This window comes from Brevibacillus sp. SYP-B805, assembly GCF_011059135.1.
Taxonomy (GTDB): domain Bacteria; phylum Bacillota; class Bacilli; order Brevibacillales; family Brevibacillaceae; genus Brevibacillus_F.
Genome location: NZ_JAALGD010000021.1, coordinates 17987 through 34288, shown reverse-complemented (window position 1 = coordinate 34288; position 16302 = coordinate 17987). Strand labels below are relative to the sequence as shown.

Annotated in this window: 15 protein-coding genes; 3 read left to right on the top strand and 12 right to left on the bottom strand. The window is 58.1% G+C overall.

Annotated features, from left to right (window positions below; genetic code table 11):
• Positions 1-373 precede the first annotated feature (373 nt).
• The 4 genes from G3578_RS19510 to G3578_RS19495 form a co-directional block, all read right to left on the bottom strand.
• Entirely contained in the window at positions 374-1021 is a 648-nt protein-coding gene (locus G3578_RS19510) for an MOSC domain-containing protein (RefSeq protein WP_165215214.1), read from the bottom strand.
• Positions 1022-1137: 116 nt separating this feature from the next.
• On the bottom strand, positions 1138-1671 hold the full coding sequence (dut, locus tag G3578_RS19505) for a dUTP diphosphatase (RefSeq protein WP_165215212.1): 534 nt from the start codon (positions 1669-1671) through the stop codon (positions 1138-1140).
• Positions 1672-1706: 35 nt separating this feature from the next.
• Entirely contained in the window at positions 1707-2738 is a 1032-nt protein-coding gene (locus tag G3578_RS19500) for a ribonucleotide-diphosphate reductase subunit beta (protein ID WP_206529892.1), read from the bottom strand.
• 28 nt (positions 2739-2766) lie between these two features.
• On the bottom strand, positions 2767-5016 hold the full coding sequence (locus tag G3578_RS19495) for a ribonucleoside-diphosphate reductase subunit alpha (RefSeq protein WP_165215209.1): 2250 nt from the start codon (positions 5014-5016) through the stop codon (positions 2767-2769).
• 380 nt (positions 5017-5396) lie between these two features.
• Between G3578_RS19495 and trhO the strand changes: the two genes are divergently transcribed.
• Positions 5397-6341 carry an oxygen-dependent tRNA uridine(34) hydroxylase TrhO gene (gene trhO, locus G3578_RS19490; protein ID WP_165215207.1) on the top strand — a complete coding sequence of 315 codons (945 nt, stop codon included), beginning with the start codon at positions 5397-5399 and terminating at the stop codon, positions 6339-6341.
• Positions 6342-6786: 445 nt separating this feature from the next.
• Here trhO and G3578_RS19485 read toward each other — a convergent pair whose 3' ends face one another.
• The 4 genes from G3578_RS19485 to G3578_RS19470 form a co-directional block, all read right to left on the bottom strand.
• Positions 6787-7866 (bottom strand): YheC/YheD family endospore coat-associated protein, encoded by a 1080-nt coding sequence (locus tag G3578_RS19485; protein WP_165215204.1) that lies wholly within the window; start codon positions 7864-7866, stop codon positions 6787-6789.
• A gap of 61 nt (positions 7867-7927) precedes the next feature.
• The gene (locus G3578_RS19480; RefSeq protein WP_165215201.1) at positions 7928-8839 is read right to left on the bottom strand and encodes an RluA family pseudouridine synthase; all 912 of its coding nucleotides are present in this window, start codon (positions 8837-8839) and stop codon (positions 7928-7930) included.
• A gap of 144 nt (positions 8840-8983) precedes the next feature.
• Positions 8984-9331 (bottom strand): thioredoxin family protein, encoded by a 348-nt coding sequence (locus G3578_RS19475; protein ID WP_165215199.1) that lies wholly within the window; start codon positions 9329-9331, stop codon positions 8984-8986.
• A 67-nt stretch (positions 9332-9398) separates the two neighbouring features.
• The gene (locus tag G3578_RS19470) at positions 9399-10295 is read right to left on the bottom strand and encodes a LysR family transcriptional regulator (RefSeq protein ID WP_165215195.1); all 897 of its coding nucleotides are present in this window, start codon (positions 10293-10295) and stop codon (positions 9399-9401) included.
• Between the two features lie 116 nt (positions 10296-10411).
• On the opposite strand from G3578_RS19470, the gene leuC reads away from it, so the two are divergent.
• Both leuC and leuD read left to right on the top strand, forming a co-directional pair.
• Positions 10412-11839, top strand: coding sequence for a 3-isopropylmalate dehydratase large subunit (leuC, locus tag G3578_RS19465; RefSeq protein WP_165215192.1), 1428 nt, complete (start codon positions 10412-10414; stop codon positions 11837-11839).
• On the top strand, positions 11836-12423 hold the full coding sequence (gene leuD, locus G3578_RS19460) for a 3-isopropylmalate dehydratase small subunit (RefSeq protein WP_165215190.1): 588 nt from the start codon (positions 11836-11838) through the stop codon (positions 12421-12423). The genes leuC and leuD overlap by 4 nt, the downstream gene beginning before the upstream one ends.
• A gap of 127 nt (positions 12424-12550) precedes the next feature.
• Here leuD and G3578_RS19455 read toward each other — a convergent pair whose 3' ends face one another.
• The 4 genes from G3578_RS19455 to G3578_RS19440 form a co-directional block, all read right to left on the bottom strand.
• Entirely contained in the window at positions 12551-14215 is a 1665-nt protein-coding gene (locus tag G3578_RS19455; RefSeq protein ID WP_165215187.1) for an AMP-binding protein, read from the bottom strand.
• A 131-nt stretch (positions 14216-14346) separates the two neighbouring features.
• Positions 14347-14820 (bottom strand): hypothetical protein, encoded by a 474-nt coding sequence (locus tag G3578_RS19450; protein ID WP_165215185.1) that lies wholly within the window; start codon positions 14818-14820, stop codon positions 14347-14349.
• Positions 14821-14922: 102 nt separating this feature from the next.
• Positions 14923-15414: a YajQ family cyclic di-GMP-binding protein gene (locus G3578_RS19445; protein WP_165215182.1), complete on the bottom strand. Its 492-nt coding sequence runs from the start codon at positions 15412-15414 to the stop codon at positions 14923-14925.
• Between the two features lie 28 nt (positions 15415-15442).
• A complete protein-coding gene (locus tag G3578_RS19440; RefSeq protein ID WP_165215180.1) occupies positions 15443-16231 on the bottom strand; it encodes an SDR family oxidoreductase in 789 nt (262 codons plus the stop codon).
• Between the last annotated feature and the right edge of the window lie 71 nt (positions 16232-16302).

The window sequence follows — 16302 nt, the reverse complement described above, 5'->3', positions numbered from 1 at the left end:
GGGGCTGGCGGCCATCGGGCAATAGCTTTTCGGCAAATGGGCACACTATGGTTGTTCCCTACACAATCTGACAGCAGAGGTGAGCAGATTGTCCAAACAAAACGGCGTCAAAAACGAGCAGGGTGGCAAGGAAAACCCGTCCCAAACGCGAAGCTCGACAACCGCAGGCAAAGAGGAAACCCGCTCCAGACAGCGCGGGGAATAAAATCATCCCGCCGCCTCAGGCGAACGTCCACCTGCTCGTCGACAGTCAACGCTTTGCCTGGCGGGGGTCTCCTGCAGGTGTCAGCCCGGGCCCCAACCTCCCTTGTATCGCTTTATCAAAGGAATCTGGCAAGCGGCGCATTCCCCCTGCGGCGGAATGTGCATTTTTTTATTCGGCCGCAGCCAGGCGCTTTCGGAAGCTTTGACGCCAGCTCTCCGCCAACGCCTCCACCTCCAGAATCCGGTGAATGGCATCCCGGTTCTGCTGGTCATGATACTTGATCCGGTTGGCAAACATGACGGTAATGCCGTGCGTATCGCGCGCAAGCAGACGCAGGGCATCTCCCTTGCTCACACGCCCCTCCTGCAGCACGCGAAAATAGTAGCCGGTGTAACCCGTGGACTGCACGCGAGCCACCATGTCTGCCACGCCCAGTTTGCCTGCCAGCTTGTAGCAGGGCTGCCGGGGCTGGCTTACCTGCACCACGGCCTCTCCCAACTGATAAATATCCCCGATGCAAACCTCCGTCTCCCTTATGCCGCTGACGGTCAGGTTCTCGCCGAAGGTTCCGGGTGGAAGCGTCATCTGCAATTCCTGCTGCCAGTAGGCGTAATGCTCATCCGGATAGACACAGACGGCCTTGTCCGGGCCGCCGTGATTGATCAAATCCGCCTGCCTGTCGCCTTCAAAATTGTCGCGGGCCAAAAAGACCGGCCCCTCCACAGGAGATTTATAGATGCCGGTCATCACTTCCCGACCGTGAAAGATGGCCGGCTGTGGGGTCGCCACGTTCAGCGAGCGAATGATGCCACCCATTTTCTCCCAACCCCTCCCGTTTTTTTCTGTATTGTACCATGGGAAGGCACCCCGGAACAGATCAACACCCCGGCTACCGGGGCGAACCGATATCCGGGGTGTATTTGAGTCTCTGCTTACGCAATGCCGCTGCTGCCAAATCCGCCTGCACCGCGCTCGGTTTCATCCAGTTCGGCAACCTCCCGGAAGTGGGCAAGGGGAACGGCAGCCAGCACGCCTTGGGCGATGCGCTCCCCTTTCCGGATCAGATAGGCGTGGCGGTCAACCGTCTGCCCGACGGAAACCGGTTGGTCGCTTGTGTCCAGGCACTCCTGGCCTTTCACGCCGCTCTCGGTGCGGATGTTGTCAAGCAGGATGCAGACTTCGCCGCGGTACCCCGCATCGATGGTGCCCGGCGCGTTGCTGACCCTCAGCTTTGTTTTGGCGCTGATGCCGGAGCGCGGCCGCACCTGCAGCTCATAGCCTTCAGGCAGCGCAAACGCAAGGCCCGTTCTGATTTTCGCCGTTTCCCCGGGGGCGATCAGCACATCCTCGATCGCGACCAGGTCGAATCCGGCATCCAGGGCTCTCGCGTAGCGCGGGATGACGGCGTCCGGATGCAGCCGCTTCACGCTGACGGGAACCGTTGTCCGTTGGCTGGTATGATTCATGGTTGCATCTCCTCTCGGCTCACCGGCGGCACGGCTTACAGATCGCCGAAGTTCAGGCCGCTCGATTTGGTGTAGTTGGTCACCTTCTGCTCGAAGAAATCGGTTTTCGTGCTGTTCAGATTGGAGAAATTGTCCACCCACTTCATCGGATGCTCCACCTGCTCCGGATAGAGAATCTCGATATCGAGCGCTTTCAGGCGCTGATTGGACAAATATTTGATATAGCGTTCAATGATCTCGTTGTTCAGCCCGAGGATTTCGTTGTTGGTCACGTATTGTCCCCAGCGGGTCTCATGATTGACCGCCGTGCGCATCATCTCGCGCAGCTCTTCGATCATGTCGGACGTGAACAGATCCGGGTTCTCCGCCCGCAGTTCGCGGAACATGTTCTGGAAGAGAACGACGTGCGTCAATTCATCGCGCTGGATGTATTTGATCAGCGTCGCCGTTCCCGTCATCTTGCCTTGGCGGGCCAGCGTGTAGAAGAACGCAAAGCCGGAGTAAAAATACAGGGATTCAAGCAGGTAGTTGGCCATGACGGTCCGCAGGAAGTTGCGGTCATCCGGGCTGTCGACAAACTGCTGATACAGATCGGCGATGAACTTGTTGCGCGCAAGCTGACGCTCGTCATTGCGCCACTCGTCGTAGATGCTGTCCCGGGTTGCCGGCGAGCAGACCGAGTCGAGAATGTAGCTGTACGACTGAGCGTGAATCTCTTCCTGGAAGGTCTGGATATTGAGCAGCGACGAGACCTCGGGGGCCGTCACGTAGTCGGAGATGTTCGGCAGATTCTCCGACTGCATGGAATCAAGAAAGTTCAGGAAGGAGATCGTTTTGTCAAACGCGCGCCTTTCCGCCGGAGACAAGGTGTCAAACTGTTTGGCGTCGCTGGCGAGCGGCACCTCTTCCGGAATCCAGAAGTTGTTCAGCATGGTGCGGTACAGCTTGGCCGCCCACGGATATTTGATGCGGTTCCATTCGCGCAGGTTGGTCGTGTTGCCGCCGATCAGGCGCTGTGTCCCGCGCTGGCCGTTTTCGTTAAACAGGCGTTTCTTTTGCAATTCCATTTCAAAACACACCTCAGTATCAAAAATCTTACGCGGAGCAGCTTACGCAATCCTCCACGTCCACGGATTGGTTGCGGACATAGTAGATCGTTTTCAGCCCGTTTTCCCAGGCTTCCAGATAGAGATTCAGGAAGTCGGGCGCCGTAATGGATGGCGTGATATACAGATTGAACGATTGGGACTGGTCGATATGACGCTGTCTTGCGCCGGCGGCACGGATCGACCAGCGCTGATCGATGTGGTGCGCTTCCTTGTAGTAAAAGAAGGTCTGCTCGTTCAAATTGGGCGCCGTCTGCGGAATGTTGCCATTGCGCTTCTCCTCGATGAAAAACTTGGCGTAGACCGGGTCGATCGAAGCGGTGGAACCGGCGATCAGGCTGGTTGTTCCCGTCGGTGCAACCGCGAATGTCCAGGCATTGCGCATGCCGTATTCCGCCACCAGCTTGCGCAGCTCTTCCCAACGTTCGCCCGTATAGCCCCGGCGCTCAAAGTATTCGCCCGTCTGCCATTCGCTGCCTTCAAACACCGGATAATGGCCTTTTTCCTTTGCCAGCTCCATGGAGGCCTTGATGGTGTGGTAGGCGATCTCCTCGTACAGCTCGTTCGCCACTTTCAGATGCTCTTCGCTTTCCCACCGGATGCCCTTCTGCGCCAGGTATTGGTGGTAACCGCTCGTGCCAAGGCCCACGGCCCGGTACTTCTTGTTGGTCTGCTGCGCCTGCTTCACCGGATAGTAGTTGAGATCAATGACATTGTCAAGCATGCGCATCTGAATCGGCACGATCCGGGCGATATCCTCGTACGACTGGATGCGTCCCAGATTGAGCGACGAGAGGTTGCACACCACGAAGTCCCCCGGCTTTTGGCGGGTCACGATCTCTCCGTCCTCCAGCTCCTCGCTCAGGAAAATGGTCGGACTCATGTTCTGCATGATCTCCGTGCAGAGATTGGACGAATAGATCATGCCTGCGTGCTTGTTCGGGTTGGCCCGGTTGACGGTATCGCGGAAGAAGATGAACGGCGTGCCCGTTTCAAAGGCGCTGGCCATGATCCGCTTCATGATCTCGATGGCCGGAATCTCGGTCTTGATCGTGAGGCGGGGTTCGTTCACGCACAGCTCATACCGCCTGTTAAATTCCTCGCCGTAGCTGTCTTCCAGGGAGAAGCCCATCACCTGGCGCACTTCATGCGGATCGAACAGATACCACATGCCCCGTTCCTTCACCCGTTCCATAAAGAGATCGGGGATGCAGACGCCCGGGAAGATGTCGTGCGCCTTCATCCGGTCGTCCCCGTTGTTCGTTTTCAGATTGAGGAAGTCGAGAATGTCGGCATGCCACACATCCAGATAGATGGCGAAAGCCCCTGCCCGTGTCCCGAGCTGATCGACGCTGATGGCGATCTGGTTATACAGCCTGGTCCACGGCACCACCCCGCCCGATGCGCCTTTATGGCCGCGAATGGAGGATCCCCGGCTGCGCACTTTGCCCAGGTAGATGCCGACGCCGCCGCCGAACTTGGACACCATGGAAGTGGCGTTTGCCGTACCCATGATGCCGACCAGCGAATCGTCCACCGTATCGATGAAGCAGGAGGACAGCTGATGAAACGGCGTGCCGGCATTGGCCATCGTCGGCGTCGCAACCGTAATCTCCAGCTTGGAGAGCACATCGTAAAAGTCCTTGGCATGCTTCAGGCGATCCTTCTCTTTCAAGGCAAGATGCATCGCGATCACCATGAAGCGCTCCTGCGGCAGTTCCATCACGCCGCCGTCCAGATCTTTAATCAGGTAGCGCTCCGCAAGAAGGCGCAAACCGGCATAGTTGAACAGCTCGTCCCGCTCCGGCTTAATATAGGCGCCCAGTTCGGCAATTTCTTCATCGGAGTAGGTTTCCAGGAGATACGAGCCATACAACCCTTTTTCCGTCAGGGTATGCACGAGGGAGACGAAGTCGCCGTATCCGTAATGGCCGCGATATCCACGGTTGATCGCCGCGTCCTTGTACAGATCGTAGGCCAACAGGCGGGCGGCCACAAACTGCCAATCCGGATTTTCCACGCTGGTCTTCTCGACCGCCACCTGGATCACCGTCCGCTGAATTTCCTTGGTGGTCATCCCATCGCGAAACTGCAGCTGGGAATCCAACTCCAGCTCGAGCGGGTCGCATTTCGGATATTTGGCGCAGGCGTACCCGATCACTTTTTTCAGCTTGTCGATGCGCAGTTCCTCCCGTTCCCCGTTTCGCTTCACGATACTGATGGTTGTAATGGCACTCATAGAGACACTCCTTCTATCAATGAACTCAATCGGATGCAGCCAAGTTGATCGGTTTGGGTGCACAAAGCGTTGTGATAAACTTACCATAGTTTGCTAGAATCGATCAATATATAGAGTGTTGAGAAATTTTTCGACAAAATCACTACTAGATATTGATTTTTTGATCGGATCTGCTAATTACCATAAAGATCGAAAAATGAAAACAGGAATTCAGTCTCAATTATGTGGAAGATAGAACCATAGACAAATAGGCATTAAATCGTGTAGAATAGATGTTCTGGAGGAGGAACGAGTAACCCCGCATACTTTTTGGCAAAATGACGGTTGCCAACCGAGACCATAATACAGCAATCTCATTTCTCGATAAGAGGTGGTTCTTCATGGCAGAACAAAAAGCGTATCGCGTACTGCTCTACTATAAATATGTGCCGATAGAAAATCCGGCGGAATTCGCCGCCGCGCACCTGCAGTTCTGCAAGGAGCTGGGGTTGAAAGGACGCATCATCGTCGCGGAGGAAGGCTTGAACGGGACCGTCTCCGGCACCGTTGCGCAGACGGATGCCTATATCGCCCATCTGCGGCAGGATCCCCGTTTTGCCGATATGCCGATCAAAATCGATGAAGCGGATGGCCATGCGTTCAAGAAGATGTTCGTCCGGCACAAGCCGGAGCTTGTCACGTGGCGCCTGCAGGAAAAAGTGGATCCGAACAAGCTAACCGGCAAACATCTCAAGCCGAAGGAATGGTATGAGATGATGCAGCGCGACGACGTGGTGATTCTCGACGGCCGCAACGGCTACGAGTATGACATCGGCCATTTCCGCGGCGCGATTCGTCCGGACGTCGACGCTTCCCGGGAGTTCCCGGAGTGGATCCGCAAGAACTTCAGCCAGTACAAGGATAAAAAAGTGCTCACCTACTGCACGGGCGGCATCCGCTGCGAAGTTCTCTCCGGCATCCTGCTGCGCGAGGGCTTCAAGGAAGTGTACCAGCTGGACGGCGGGATCGTCACCTACGGAAAAGACCCGGAAGTGAAAGGGCAGCTGTTTGACGGCAAGTGCTACGTGTTTGACGAGCGCATTTCCGTCCCGATCAATCAGGTGGAAAACGTCATCGTCGGGAAGTGCTACCACTGCGGCAAACCGGAAGACCGCTACGTCAACTGCGCCAATCCGGAATGCAATCTGCAGCATATCGTCTGCGTGGAATGTGAACCGAAGCATAAGCGTTCCTGCTCCAAGGAATGCGAAGAGCATCCGCGCAACCGCTACGTGGCAGAACAGCGGGAACGGGAAGCGATGGAACTGGCAGCCTCCCGCAGCTGATTCACACATGCATATGGCCGAACAGCCGGTTTCCGGAGAGGGAACCGGTTTTTTGCGTTTCAGAACCTCCTCTGATCCGCATCGCGTACCCCTTCGAAAAGGCCGCCAAACATCGGGTTCCTCCCCCGCTTTCATAAGACGAAAAAGGGCGCCGCTTGAACGGCGCCTCAGACTGGTGACAAACTTCTGTTGAAGGTATGGAGTAATGGGGCCAAGCGAGCTCCTTTGACGACCGACTCAGCGGAGAAACAAAGACGCGGGGCCACAGGGGGCGATAGTCTCACATCCCTGGAACACCCAGATGTTGAGCCCCCTGCCCGCGTCGCGTTTCGGAGCGGACACGGCCAACTTCCTCGCGGGTCGTCAAGAGAGCGAGCAGGAACCATTAGCCATGCAAAAAAGGACTTTGTCTGCACGCTAGGGCGCCGCTTGAACGGCGCCTTTCTCATACCTCCGATTTCGCACGGGCGACATGCATCGCATATTGCAGGGGGCGTTGAATCGCCCGGCGGTACTGCTGCGTTTTGCCCAATTCTTTCAATATCTCCCGCCCCGGCTTCGGGTTTATCTCGATCAACCAGACGCGCCCATCCTCATCGATGCCGATATCAAGCCCGAGTTCCAGCATGCGGCCGAAGTGATGTTCCACCGTTTCCGCCGTCTGAAAGGCAAGGGCCTCGCATTCCGCCAGAATGGCCTGCGTTTTCTCCGCGCCGAAGCGGGCTTGCAAAAAACGCCCGGAATCTGCGGCCCGTCCTCCCCCATGCAGGTTGGAAGTGGCGCTGCGCTCTCCGCCGATCCGAATGCCGTGGCCGGTGATCTGCCACTGCCCGGTCTCGTCCTTCTGGATCAGGAGGCGCATATCGACCGCCCGCTGGGGGATCAGCTGTAGCCGAAGTCCCTGCTGGATCATGAAAAAGCCTTTGTTTACCCAGCGGTCGACGTGTCGGGTGAGCGCCGTCAACCGCCGGAGTCGAACCGCGCGTTTCGCCCGCTCGCGGTCGCGCCCCAACAGGAGATAGCCGTCCTGGTTTCGTTCGATGCGGAGGATGCCCCGCCCTCCCGTTCCGTTGACGGGTTTGACATAGAGGACGGGATAGCGGGCAGCCATCCTGCGCAGCTGATCGGCATCATACCGCCGGGATTCGGGGAGCCAGCGGTGCATGCGTTCATCCCGCATGAGCAGGCGGTGCACCTTCCACTTGTTGGCGAGGCGGTTGTTGGCATAGCGGAACAGCTTCTTCCTACGAAATGCGGCATACTGCCTGAATGCCTCCGTCGGGGAGTAGCGATAGCGATCGATCACCACATCCGGCCATGGGAAACTGCTTTCCGACCAGCCCCCTCTTCCGTTCGGCACAAACCCGTTTACCTCACGCCTGGCCGCATGCACGTCCCGGGGCGAAAAGAGAAAGACGGTGCATCCCAACCGCCGCCCTGCCCGGATCAGTTGGCGGAAGTAGCGGGGCTCGGCAAACGTGTGCCCCCTCCGCCAGGTCAGAATCCCAATGATGGGTCTTTTCATGTGAGCCCCCTCCTTGACAGTCCTCATCCGCAGTCTATTCGGCAAGGGGGGCTCATGCGTATCATTTAGGCAAACGCTGCTTCAGCCGGATCATATCCTCCGGCAAAGGGGCGGTCACGACAATCTCCTTGTCGCCGAACGGGTGAACCAGGTGCAGCCTGGCGGCGTGCAGCGCCTGGCGGGAAATGTCGCCCGTTTTTCCGCCGTACAGCAGATCGCCGAGCAGCGGATGGCCGAGATGGCTCAGATGCACGCGAATCTGATGGGTTCGGCCGGTATCGAGATGACACTCCACCTCCGTTGCCTGCCGGTACCGCTCCAGGACGCGGTAATGGGTTACCGCCGGATCGCCGTTTGGCGTCACCCGCCTGCGCGACGGGTGGTGCCGGTCCTTCCCGATCGGGGCATCGATGGTGCCGGCTTCCTTAGCCATCCGACCGTGGACGAATGCCACATAGGTGCGCTTGATCTGCCGCATCCGGAGGCGTTCATCCAGCAGCGCCGACGCCAGGGCATGCTTGGCGTACAAAACCGCGCCGGACGTCTCTTGATCAAGCCGATGGACGTGCCGCACCTTCGCTTTGACGCCGGTGCGGGCAAAATGTCCCGCAACCAGGTGATCCAGGGTGCGGGTGTGGTGCTTTTCCGTGGGATGCAGCAGGAGCCCGGCCGGTTTGGCGACCACCAGCAGATGATCGTCTTCATACAGCACGTCAAGCGGCTCGCTGCTCGGCTCCAGTCCGAGGGGTTCGGGCGGACAAAGACGCATGCAGATTGCCTGCCCGGCCTGCACCGTTGCATGCTGCGCGGCGGGTTCGCCATCCAGCAGGATCTCTTTTTGCTGGAAGAGCAGGTGGACGGTCTTTCGCGGCAGCCCCCACCGCTGCCGCAGCAGATCGCCCAGCCGCACCCCGGCGTCCGCCTCCCGGATGGTTCCGGACAGCCACTCTCCCCTGCGCGTTACTTCCATCATCGTATGTATCGCGTCCTTTCCAAACATTTGAAACCCTGGGAGCCGCCAGCGTCACTCCTTTGGCGCGGCAGCGTCCCTTTAACCGTTTCCCGGCACGAAAAAGGAAATCCAACACGAAGTCAGATTTCCGTTTCGCAGCATGGTTTACGCCTGTTTCAGCGCTTCGCTCACCTGCACGACACGATCGAGGAACTGTTCGATCTCCTCCCGGCTTTTGCCCAGCTTGCTGACAAACCGGACCAGCTCTTTGCCGTTTTGAAAAGCGATGAAGCTGGGAATGCCGAATACGTCCAACCGCTGCCCGAGCTCGGGCAGGGTGTCCCGGTTGACCGCCACCATATCCAGCCTGGACTTGTAAGCTTCTTCCACTTCCGGCATAAACGGATCGATCCGGTGACAATCCGGGCACCAGTCGGTATAGAATTTGACAACCAGCGGCTTCGCCGATTGAATCGCTTCCTGAAACTCGGCTTCCGTCTTGATTTCTCTCATCGGTATCCTCCCTTTCGCCTGCTTTGTATTAGTGTATCACAAGCGCCCCGCCTTGTCGCGCGGGCTGTCACCTTGCCTGCACTTCCGGGTGTCTTTTCCTCAAGAGCTCCACAAACGCCTTGGCCGGCTTGGACAAATGCCTGTCCCGCCGGTACGCCACGACCAGCGTGCGCTCCGGATGGGTGGAGAGCCGCACGTAGGCGGGCGTCGCATGCGTACGCGGCGCAGCCGTGATCATCGCCGGCGCAAACGAGACCCCCATGCCGGCAGCCACCAGCGACTGAACCGTGTGAATATTGCTGCTTTCGAAGACGATGCGCGGCCGAAATCCCGCCTGTTCACACAGCATCAGCGAAATCTGGCGAAACCCCTGCCCTTCCTTCAATAAGATGAACGGCTGATCTCCCAGGCGGGCAAGATCCACCTCGTCCTCGCCAGCCAGCGGATGGGTTGGCGGCAGGGCCAGATAAATCTCTTCCCGAAACGCCGGTTCCGCGTACAGCGAGGGATCGGCGATCGGCATCGTCAGCAGGCTGACGTCGATCTTTCCCCGCGCCAGCAGCTGCTCCAGCTGGCTCGATCGCTCTTCCACCAGCTGCAGCTCCACGCCGGGGTACGCACGGGCAAAATCGGAAATGACCGGCGGCAGCACATACTCGCCGGTGATCGGCAGGCTGCCTACGAGCAAACGGCCGCTTTCCCCTTGCGCATAGGAGCGCATTTCGCGCTCCAGTCCGTCCACTTGATCGACGATCTGCTGGGCCACCTGCACAAACCGCATCCCGGCATCCGTCAGTTCCACATGCTGCGGCAGGCGGTGAAACAGCGTAACCCCGCACATTTTTTCCAGTTTGGCAATCTGCTGGCTGAGCGATGGCTGAGCCAGGTGAAGCCGTTCCGCCGCACGCGAGAAGCTGTGTTCTTCCGCGACGGCCAGCACATAACGTATCTGGCGTAATTCCATAGCATCCTCCCATAGGTAACACCTATTAACCTTATAACTATTATATCTTTGACCTATAGTTGTTGTCATGGTACAACACAGGAAAGAGAACCGCACGCAAAGGAGGAATCCTCACCATGAAGCCGCGCACCTTGTTTGAAAAAATCTGGGACGACCATGTGATCCATGAAGAACCCGGAAAACCAAGCCTGTTGTATATCGACCTGCATCTCGTCCATGAAGTGACCTCTCCGCAAGCCTTCGAAGGATTGCGCCTGGCCGGCCGCCGCGTGCGCCGTCCGGATCTGACTTTCGCGACGATGGACCACAATGTGCCGACAGCGGACCGTTTCAACGTGACCGATCCGATCTCCCGCCAGCAAATGGAAACGCTGAAGGCGAACTGTGAGGAGTTTGGTGTGCCGCTGGCCGATCTGAACAGTCCCGACCAGGGCATCGTGCATGTGATCGGACCGGAGCTGGGCCTCACCCTGCCCGGCAAAACCATCGTCTGCGGCGACAGCCATACCTCTACCCATGGCGCATTCGGGGCGCTTGCCTTCGGGATCGGCACCAGCGAGGTGGAGCATGTCCTGGCTACGCAGTGCCTGCAGCAGCACAAGCCGAAAACATTGGAAGTGCGCGTCAACGGCAAACTGCCCTTCGGCGTCAGCGCCAAAGACTTAATTTTGGCCATTATCGCCAAATTCGGAACCGATTTCGCCACCGGCTATGTGATCGAGTATACGGGCGAAGCGATTCGAAGCTTGACCATGGAAGAGCGGATGACCGTCTGCAACATGTCGATCGAAGCGGGTGCCCGGGCCGGCTTGATCGCACCGGACGAAACCACCTTCGCCTATCTGAAGGGCAGACGGTATGCGCCGCAGGGCGAAGATTTCCTCGCCGCCGTGGAAAAATGGAAACAACTGGCCACCGATCCGGGTGCGGTCTATGACCGAACCGTGGAGATTGACGCATCCGAGATCGCGCCGCAGGTCACCTGGGGGACCAGCCCCGGCATGGGAACTGCCGTCACCGGCGTCGTCCCGGATCCGGACTCCTTCCCCACCGCCAGCGAGCAAAAAGCGGCCCGCGATGCGCTCGCCTATATGGATCTGAAACCAGGCACGCCGATCACCGAGATCAAGATCGACCGCGTCTTCATCGGTTCCTGTACGAACGGGCGGATCGAGGATTTGCGCAGGGCCGCGCAGGTTGCCAAGGGACGCAAGGTTGCTCCCCACGTCCACGCCATGGTGGTCCCCGGTTCCCAGGCCGTCAAGGAACGGGCCGAGCAGGAAGGGCTCCACAAGATCTTCCTGGAGGCCGGTTTCGAGTGGCGCGACTCCGGCTGCTCCATGTGCCTGGCCATGAACCCGGACGTACTGCAGCCCGGGGAACGCTGCGCATCGACGTCCAACCGCAACTTTGAAGGACGCCAGGGGCGCGGCGGACGCACCCATCTCGTCAGTCCGGAAATGGCCGCCGCCGCCGCCATCGCCGGCCGCTTCGTCGATGTCCGCGAATGGTACAAGGAAGCGAAGGAGGAAGTTTACCAATGAAACCGTTTGTCACCCATACCGGCATTGCCGCTCCCCTGAACCGCGTCAACGTGGATACGGACGCGATCATCCCGAAACAGTTCCTGAAACGGATCGAACGCACCGGTTTCGGCCAGTTTTTGTTCTATGAATGGCGCTTTACACCGGAGGGCCAACCGATTGAATCGTTTGTGCTGAACCAGCCGAAATATGCCGGTTCCACCATTCTGCTTGCTCGCAACAACTTCGGCTGCGGCTCGTCGCGCGAGCATGCGCCCTGGGCGCTGGACGATTACGGGTTCCGCGCGATCATCGCTCCCTCCTTCGCGGATATCTTCTACAACAACTGCTTTAAAAACGGCATTCTGCCGATCAAGCTGTCGGAAGAGCAGGTTGATGAGCTGTTTACGCGGGCGGAAACCTACGATCGTTACGAGCTGACGATCGACCTGCAGGCCAAAACCGTTCGCGACGCGCACGGCCTCAGCTACTCCTTCGAGGTGGACGATTATCGCCGCTACTGCCTCTTGAACGGCCTGGACGATATCGGCATCACCCTGCAGTTGGAGGAGAAAATCGCCGCATACGAAGCGCAGCGCCGCTGACATCCCCAGTACCATCTTATCACGAATGCGTGCCGATGACAGTCGCCTGTTCCCCGTGTATGGGATCATCTCAGGGCTGTCTGTCCGACATAGGGAAAAGCCGAGGATCTTCTCCTCGGCTTTTTGCTTAGGCGGTCTCGATATTGTCGGCGTCCTCCAGGCCAAACACCCGGATGGCTTGTTCGCGCAGTTTGTATTTCTGGATTTTCCCCGATGCCGTCATCGGGTAATCGCTGACGAACTGGATGTAGTGCGGGATCTTGAAGTGCGCGATCCTGCCGGCACAGTACGCTTTCACTTCCTCCTCCGTCAGCGTTTCTCCCGGCTTCACCTTGATGCACGCCAGCACCTGCTCCCCGTACTTCACATCGGGCACCCCCACCACCTGCACATCCAGAATTTTGGGATGGCTGTAGAGGAACTCTTCGATCTCCCGCGGGTAAATGTTTTCGCCGCCCCGGATAATCATATCTTTCAGGCGCCCGGTGATCCGGACGTACCCTTCCTCATCCATGGTCGCCAGATCGCCGGTGTGAAGCCAGCCTTCGCTGTCGATGGCCTTGGCGGTCGCATCCGGCATGTTGTAGTACCCCTTCATCACCAGATACCCCCGGGTGCACAATTCCCCCTGCACGCCCGGCGGGACCATGTCGCCTGTGACCGGATCGATCACTTTCACCTCCACGTCGTCATGCGCCCGTCCGACGGTGGAAACGCGGCGTTCCAGGCTGTCATCCGTCCGCGTCTGCGTAATCACCGGGGAGGATTCGGTTTGGCCGTAAGCGATGGTGATTTCGCGAATCCCCATCCTCTCCACCACGGCCTTCATCACCTCAATGGGGCAGTTGGAACCGGCCATGATGCCCGTGCGCAGGGAGCGCAGATCATACTTGTCAAAATCGGGATGATTCAGCTCGGCAATAAACATGGTGGGCACGCCGTACAGTCCCGTGCAGCGCTCCGCCGCCACGATGGAGAGCACCTTGCCGGCGTCGAAGGTAATGACGGGCACCATCGTGGCCCCTGTTGCCACGCACGCCAGGGTGCCCATCACGCAGCCGAAGCAGTGGAAAAAGGGCACGGGGATGCACAGCCTGTCTTCCGGCCCCAGCCGGATGCAATCGGCCACCTTGATGGCGTTGTTGACGATATTGATATGGGAAAGCATGACCCCCTTGGGGAAGCCCGTGGTGCCGGAAGTATACTGCATGTTGATCACGTCATCCGGGTCAAGGGATGCCTGGCGAAGGATGCGTTCTTCCTCGCTTACCGCCGCTGCCCGCTCCAGGAGATCGCTCCACAGGAACATGCCGGGCTGTCTTTCTTCCCCGATCAGAATCACATTTTTCAGGTGCGGAAGCCGCTTGGCCTGCAGTTGGCCCGGTTTGCACTCGTTCAGTTCGGGGCATATTTCCCGGATCATCTCCAGGTAGCTGGCATCGCGGTAGGATTCGATCAGGATCAGCGTGGTTGATTCCGACTGTCTCAGCAGATACTCCAACTCATGGACACGGTAGCTGGTGTTCACGGTGACCAGCACGCCTCCCATTTTGGCCAGCGCGAACTGGGCGGTCACCCACTCCGGCACGTTCGTTCCCCAAACCGCGACATTTTCCCCCTTCTGGATGCCCAGGGAAAGAAATCCCTTGGCTGCCTGATTGCACAGGTGCTGAAATTGGGCATAGGTGTAGCGCAGATTCCGCTCCACATAGACGACCGCTTCCTTCTCGGGGTAAAGCGCCGCCGTTTCATCCAGCAAATCTCCGATCGTAATCGAACGCAGCTTCGCCATGGCTTTCCGTCACCTCTTCTTTTGTCGGATGATTCTCTTTTGTCTGTCTATTTCTATTTCTCCATCATGTAAGCGTATTCCTGCCGAAAAGAAGAAAAGCGCCCAAATCGGTGCGCTTGACGAAAGCCTGCTTACTTCACCTGGATCTTCTTGACTGCTTCCACCTTGTAGGGCAGATGGTTGCTGTAGGCGAGTTCGACCCGCAATTCATGCTCGCCCTTGGGCAGCTTTTTCAGCAGGAACTCCGGCTCGTATACCTTCCCTTTCAGCTGGCCGTCCAGATAAACGTGGGCATGCCCGGTGCCGTGCTTCAAATGGTCGGCGAGATCATCATTGTACGGAACAAACTGGAAGTGCTGCGTGATCATCTTGACGTCCGCCGTCGAGCCATCCACGGTTACATCAAGCGCCAGCTCAGGTTTCACCCCGTTCTCCAGATCCGTTTGAACCGGCGCGGTGGTCGCGATGCTGTCCGTCTCCGGTCGGTACGAATCGGTTACATCAAGCGGATCGCTGACCAGGAGCACGATGCCGGCGATCACGAGCACGAGCACGACGATAATGCCGACAATCAACTGCCTGAAGCTGATGATAAATACCCTCATGATTCTACTCTCCCTTTCCACAAAACGTTTGTCCCCGTTTTGTACATGCATACGCGGGAAAAGGCGAAGATAGAATCATGAGGGCGAAATTTCGCGGTGCGCTTACCGATAATTGATAAACTGCACGTCGATCGGCAGATCTGCCTTGCGGATGGCGGCGATGACGGCCTGCAGCTCATCCTTGCTTTTTCCGGTCACGCGGATTTGATCGTCCTGGATGTTCGCTTTCACCTTCAGACCGGTCTCTTTGATGATGGCGGTGATCTTCTTGGCATTCTCCTTGTCGATGCCCTGGATCAGTTTCACGCGCTGGCGCACCGTACCGCCGGCGGCCGGCTCGATTTTGCCGTAATCCAGATTCTTGATGGAGACGCCGCGCTTGATCAATTTGCCGAGCAGCACATCCTTCACCTGACCCAGCTTGTACTCATCATCGGAGAGGATCACGATCTCTTCCTTCTCCAAGGTGATCTCGCTTTTGCTCCCCTTAAAGTCAAAGCGGTTCTCGATCTCTTTCTTGGCGATATGAATCGCATTGGTTACTTCGGACAGATCCACTTTGGACACGATGTCAAACGAACTTTCCTTGCTCATCACAGTACTCCTTCACATGCTGTTATTGTCAAATGGCTTTGACCATCCCGCCGTCCACCAGGATCGACTGGCCGGTTACGTAGCTGTTGGCGGGCGAAGCCAGGAAGGTGACCACGCGGGCGAACTCTTCCGGCTCCCCATAGCGGCCGAGCGGAATGAGGCTCTCCGCCTGTTGGCGCACCTCGTCCACCGACAGGCCGGTATTCTGCGCCTTGACCGCATCGAGGAACGCGACGCGGTCCGTGGCGATCCGGCCGGGACCAACCGTATTGATCAGGATGCCATCCGGTCCCAATTCGGCGGACAGCGTCTTGGCCAGACCGATGATGCCGGTACGGAAGGTGTTGGACAAGATCAGATTTTCAATCGGTTGTTTAAACGATGACGACGCGAAGTTGACGATGCGGCCGAAACGCTGTTTGCGCATGTGCGGCAGCACCGCGCGGATGGCGCGGACGAAACTCAGCAGATTCAGTTCAAACGCCTGCTGCCACAGCTCGTCGGTCATCTGGTCAAATGTGCCGGCCGCCGGGCCGCCGGCGTTGTTGATCAAGATGTCAACGGTTCCGAAGCGGTCAACCGTTTCCTTGACGAGGCGCTCGATGTCCGCCGCTTTGGTTACGTCCGTGACGACGGCGAGCGGCGCCTGTCCGGAAGCCTGCTCGATCTCCCGACTGACCGCGGCGAGCGCGGCTTCATCCCGGCCGGAAATGGCTACGTTGGCCCCCTCCCGTGCCAGCGACAAGGCGGTCGCCTTCCCCAATCCTTTCGTCGATGCCAATACGATGGCGGTGCGTCCCTTTAACTGCAGATCCACGGTAACTCCTCCCTTGGCGAAAAATGGTAGCTGCGGTCTTTCTGCCATTCATTCTATCGAAAAACGGAAAG

Excerpts from the sequence above, each read along its gene's own strand:
- dut (WP_165215212.1), bottom strand. The coding sequence starts at position 1,671 with ATGAATCATACCAGCCAACGGACAACGGTTCCCGTCAGCGTGAAGCGG.
- G3578_RS19455 (WP_165215187.1), bottom strand. The coding sequence starts at position 14,215 with ATGGCGAAGCTGCGTTCGATTACGATCGGAGATTTGCTGGATGAAACG.
- leuC (WP_165215192.1), top strand. The coding sequence starts at position 10,412 with ATGAAGCCGCGCACCTTGTTTGAAAAAATCTGGGACGACCATGTGATC.
- G3578_RS19485 (WP_165215204.1), bottom strand. The coding sequence starts at position 7,866 with ATGAAAAGACCCATCATTGGGATTCTGACCTGGCGGAGGGGGCACACG.
- G3578_RS19500 (WP_206529892.1), bottom strand. The coding sequence starts at position 2,738 with ATGGAATTGCAAAAGAAACGCCTGTTTAACGAAAACGGCCAGCGCGGG.
- G3578_RS19475 (WP_165215199.1), bottom strand. The coding sequence starts at position 9,331 with ATGAGAGAAATCAAGACGGAAGCCGAGTTTCAGGAAGCGATTCAATCG.
- G3578_RS19480 (WP_165215201.1), bottom strand. The coding sequence starts at position 8,839 with ATGATGGAAGTAACGCGCAGGGGAGAGTGGCTGTCCGGAACCATCCGG.
- G3578_RS19510 (WP_165215214.1), bottom strand. The coding sequence starts at position 1,021 with ATGGGTGGCATCATTCGCTCGCTGAACGTGGCGACCCCACAGCCGGCC.
- leuD (WP_165215190.1), top strand. The coding sequence starts at position 11,836 with ATGAAACCGTTTGTCACCCATACCGGCATTGCCGCTCCCCTGAACCGC.
- G3578_RS19450 (WP_165215185.1), bottom strand. The coding sequence starts at position 14,820 with ATGAGGGTATTTATCATCAGCTTCAGGCAGTTGATTGTCGGCATTATC.
- G3578_RS19445 (WP_165215182.1), bottom strand. The coding sequence starts at position 15,414 with ATGAGCAAGGAAAGTTCGTTTGACATCGTGTCCAAAGTGGATCTGTCC.
- G3578_RS19495 (WP_165215209.1), bottom strand. The coding sequence starts at position 5,016 with ATGAGTGCCATTACAACCATCAGTATCGTGAAGCGAAACGGGGAACGG.
- trhO (WP_165215207.1), top strand. The coding sequence starts at position 5,397 with ATGGCAGAACAAAAAGCGTATCGCGTACTGCTCTACTATAAATATGTG.
- G3578_RS19470 (WP_165215195.1), bottom strand. The coding sequence starts at position 10,295 with ATGGAATTACGCCAGATACGTTATGTGCTGGCCGTCGCGGAAGAACAC.